The following is a 3,594-nucleotide window of genomic DNA, read 5'->3' as shown; positions in this document are numbered from 1 at the left end:
CGGAGACGCCGCCCCTCAACCTCTCGGTCGGGGAGAAGCAGCGTGTCGCCATCGCGAGCATTCTTGCCATGGACACACCTGTCCTCGTGCTGGACGAACCTACTCTCGGCCTCGACCACGGACGCAAGGCCGAACTCGCCGCCCTCCTCAGGAAACGTGCCGGCGCCGGGTGTGCCGTCCTCGTCGCCACCCACGACCCCGAGTTCGCCACACTCTGCGGCGGCCGGAGAATCGCTCTCAGGGGGGGACGGGTTGTGGCGGAGGGAGACAAAGGATGACAAAAAAAGGCGTCTTCTTCATGCCGGGAAACACATGGCTCCACCGCCTCGACCCGGCGACAAAAACGGCGGCTCTGGTCATCGTCAGTGCGGCGGCACTCCTCACCGAGGAACCCCTGCCCGTCTTCGTCCTCTGTGCGGGCATCGTCCTCATCGCTGTACTCTCCCGCCTTTTCTGGCCGTTCGTGCGTTCGCTCCGCTTCCTGGCCCCCCTCTTTCTTTTCGTCCTCCTTATCGACGCCTTCTTCCCCCGCGCCATATCCGGTGCGGTCTACTTCACCGTCGCCATCGGCCCCTTCCCGGTTACCCTCTCAGAAGGCGGCATCCTCTTCTCTCTTGCAATGGGCCTCCGCCTCCTCGTCATCGGCGGGTATTCGTTCCTCTTCATCATGACGACACCCTTCTCGGAGTTTGTCGGGAGCATGCGTTCCATCGGCCTCCCGAACACCCTTGCCTTCTCCCTGGGCTATGCCCTCCGCTCCATCTCGGCACTCACCGCCGACCTGGCCGGCATCATGGACGCCCAGAGGTCGCGGGGCCTTGAATTCGACAGGGGGAACCTGCTGGAAAACAGACACAAGATCCTGGCGCTCTTCGTCCCGGCAACGGTCTCGGTCCTTTCACGGGCACGGCAGGTCTCCGAGGCGATGGAATGCCGGGGCTTCGGCTGCACAGGCCACCCGACGCGCTATGGGCAGGGAAGCGTCACACGGGAGGACGCGTACCATATTGCACTCGTCCTTGCCTGCGCCGCCATTGCGGCCGCTCTCTCATGACCCCCGCTTCTCCAGGCAGGCGTTGAGGACGTCGTCCATGAGTGCGAGCGACCCCTCGATCCCGACGAGGGCGCGGGACTTGAGGCGGACGCGGCCACGCTGGGGGAAGGTGATCCCGACATAGGGGACGTCAGGGGCGACGGCGTGCTCGAAGGACGACCCAAGGATGAGGTCGGGTTTGTTCCCCAGGACCAGGTCCCTGATCTCGTCGAGGGAGGTGACCGCCTCCTCGCCGTTCCGCGGGGCACGGACGACGACCTCGGCGTCGAGGTAGCGGGCGAGGGCGTCGGAGACGAAGCCGGTATATGCCGCTTCACCGAAGACGGCGACAGTCGGCGGGTCAGAGCGGGAGAGGTACTTGTCTGTGGCGCGGCCTATCCTCTCCTCCGCGGCGTCGGCCTCGTCGAGCACGGCCCCGACATCGAGGTCGCAGAGATCGGCGAGTCTCTCGAAGGCCGCCTTTGTCGCCGGGATGCCGAGGAGCGACCCGGCAGGCGTCCCGATACCGCAGGCAAGGCCGGGGTTTGTCTGGAGGACGGCCGCACCGCACCGCCGGAGACTGTCGAGAGGACCGGCGGCTATGGCGGCGGCGACCGTACCCCCCGCCGCACTGACCAGCCTTTCAGCCTCCAGCAGGTTCCCCCGCCAGAAGGGGTCGACCGGGTTCAACCCGTCGATGGTGACACCGGTTTCACCGGGATCGACGGTCGGGGCAAGGGCGGCGACCGCACGGCGGTAGCCCTCCTCCATGCCGCCCACAAACCCCGGACTGTCGACGATAAACGCCTCCTCCATCCCGTCGAGGGCCTTCCCGATGTCCTCTCCCGTGACGGCCGGGACGCAGGTCTGGACCACCGCCACCGGTCTGTCATGCCCCGCAACCTCGCCGACCACCCGGCGCAGGCGCTCCTCCGCCCCGAAGATCACCTCCTCCTCCATGATGAGAGTCGCATGGATGGGTGTCTGGATGAGGGAGGCCGGATAGAAGTAACAGCCCGACGACCCGTGGATCACCACGTCAAGACCGGAAAATCCTGAAAGGCAGGAGACGGCCCCGCACATCGCACAGGGCCAGACCGGGTTTGAGCAGAGACGTTCAGGCATGGATCTGCCTCCTCCAGCGGTGGAGCAGACGCCTGACCCCGGCCGTCCCGACAGGCGGGCTGTACGGCAGGGCAAGACCGGCCCCGCCCGTGTCGGCCTTCAGGTCGAGCGCCTCCATCACCCGGCGCACAGGGGCGTATTCGACGGCATGAAGGGTCATGGAACCGGGGGAGAAGGCCGCACCCCGTATGTCGGCAAAGGAGGCGATCATCTCCTCCTGCCTCTCCTCCTCCGCGGCGACGGCATCGTCCGACGGCACGCCGAGGGCCGAACCAACATCTCTCAGGAAGGTGATGCTCCCCTCCATCCCGATAGGGAAGGAGGAGACATACGGCGTTCCGAACCGCTCCTTCAACGCCTCGCCGACAGGGACAAGGGCAGGTTCCCTGAGGATGTTCAACCGCCCGGCCCCGACTCTCCCGAGGTCGGCGGACCTGACCTCCCGCACAAAGCGCAGGCCGACGCCGACGCCGAGAGTGGCAAGGAGCCTTTTGACCTCGCTGTAGTTCTCCTCGACCTCAAACTCCAGGTTCTTCTCGCCGACGATCGTCACCGTCCCTGCGGGGGCCGGCGCCCTCTCCGCACCGCCGGCAAGGGCCAGCAGAGCCGCATGCAACCCGTCGGTAAAGACGCCGCCGAGAAAACCGGATGTCGGCACCGGGACGACAGGGACGCCGAAATCGGCGGCACAAACTGATGCGACATCGTCCCCGATCGTCCCGGCGATACAGGTGGTGAGGACAAAGACCGCGGCCGCACCGCCGTCGACCACTCGCCTGACCGTCCTCTCCAGCGCCTCTTCCCCGCCGAAGATGACATCACGCTCCCCCAGATCAGTGGAGACCACCGGCGGCAGGTGGAGACGGCCCTGGTCGGCCATGACGGCATGGAGGAGAGAAAAATTGTGGTGGGCGCACCCGGCAGGGCCGTGCACGATGGTGACGGCGTCCTCTACCGCGGTCGTGACCGAGAGAGCGCCGGTGAGGGTGCACCCCTCATACCTGCGTGAACTGGAGGGCGAGGTCTTCAAGTTCATCCATCTCAAGGGGTGTCGGAATCGAACTCCGGGTGTTTGCCGCCACCTGTGCGGCGAGTTCCCGGTAGACGACGGCCTGCTCAGACTCAGGGGCGTACTCCATCACCGTCTGCCTATGGATCTCGGCAAGCTGCACTGTCCTGGACCGCGGGATATAGGCCACCATCTCGGAGTTGATCCGGTGTGCAAACTCGCGGACGAGTTCCTCCTCACCCTCAGTATTCTTTGCGTTGCAGATAACCCCGGCGAGACTGCACGAACTCTTCGACCTCTTCGAGAGGCGGGCAATCGCCTTGGCGATGTTGTTGGCGGCGTACAGGGCCATGAGTTCTCCCGACGTCACAAGGTAGACCTCCTGCGCATACCCCTCCCGCATCGGCATCGCAAACCCCCCGCAGAC

Annotated in this window: 4 protein-coding genes and 1 pseudogene; 2 read left to right on the top strand and 3 right to left on the bottom strand. The window is 65.7% G+C overall.

What is annotated here, in order from left to right; all coding sequences use genetic code 11:
* The coding region (locus Q0520_RS09135; protein ID WP_298669167.1) for an AAA family ATPase at positions 1-278 on the top strand (278 nt) is incomplete at its 5' end.
* Positions 275-1,054 carry an energy-coupling factor transporter transmembrane protein EcfT gene (locus Q0520_RS09130; protein ID WP_298669164.1) on the top strand — a complete coding sequence of 260 codons (780 nt, stop codon included), beginning with the start codon at positions 275-277 and terminating at the stop codon, positions 1,052-1,054. The genes Q0520_RS09135 and Q0520_RS09130, both read left to right, overlap by 4 nt.
* On the opposite strand, the gene Q0520_RS09125 is transcribed toward Q0520_RS09130, so the two are convergent.
* The 3 genes and pseudogenes from Q0520_RS09125 to Q0520_RS09115 all read right to left on the bottom strand — a co-directional run.
* Positions 1,049-2,158: a nitrogenase component 1 gene (locus Q0520_RS09125; protein WP_298669161.1), complete on the bottom strand. Its 1,110-nt coding sequence runs from the start codon at positions 2,156-2,158 to the stop codon at positions 1,049-1,051. The two genes, Q0520_RS09130 and Q0520_RS09125, sit on opposite strands and share 6 nt — an antisense overlap.
* The gene (locus Q0520_RS09120) at positions 2,151-3,194 is read right to left on the bottom strand and encodes a nitrogenase component 1 (RefSeq protein ID WP_298669158.1); all 1,044 of its coding nucleotides are present in this window, start codon (positions 3,192-3,194) and stop codon (positions 2,151-2,153) included. The genes Q0520_RS09125 and Q0520_RS09120 overlap by 8 nt, the downstream gene beginning before the upstream one ends.
* Positions 3,154-3,594, bottom strand: a pseudogene (locus Q0520_RS09115) (nitrogenase iron protein); the annotation flags it as partial. The pseudogene Q0520_RS09115 and the gene Q0520_RS09120, both read right to left, overlap by 41 nt.

The organism is uncultured Methanofollis sp. (assembly GCF_937919355.1).
Taxonomy (GTDB): domain Archaea; phylum Halobacteriota; class Methanomicrobia; order Methanomicrobiales; family Methanofollaceae; genus Methanofollis.
Note: the sequence above shows the minus strand (reverse complement) of the source record. Positions and strands in the feature narration are given on the sequence as shown.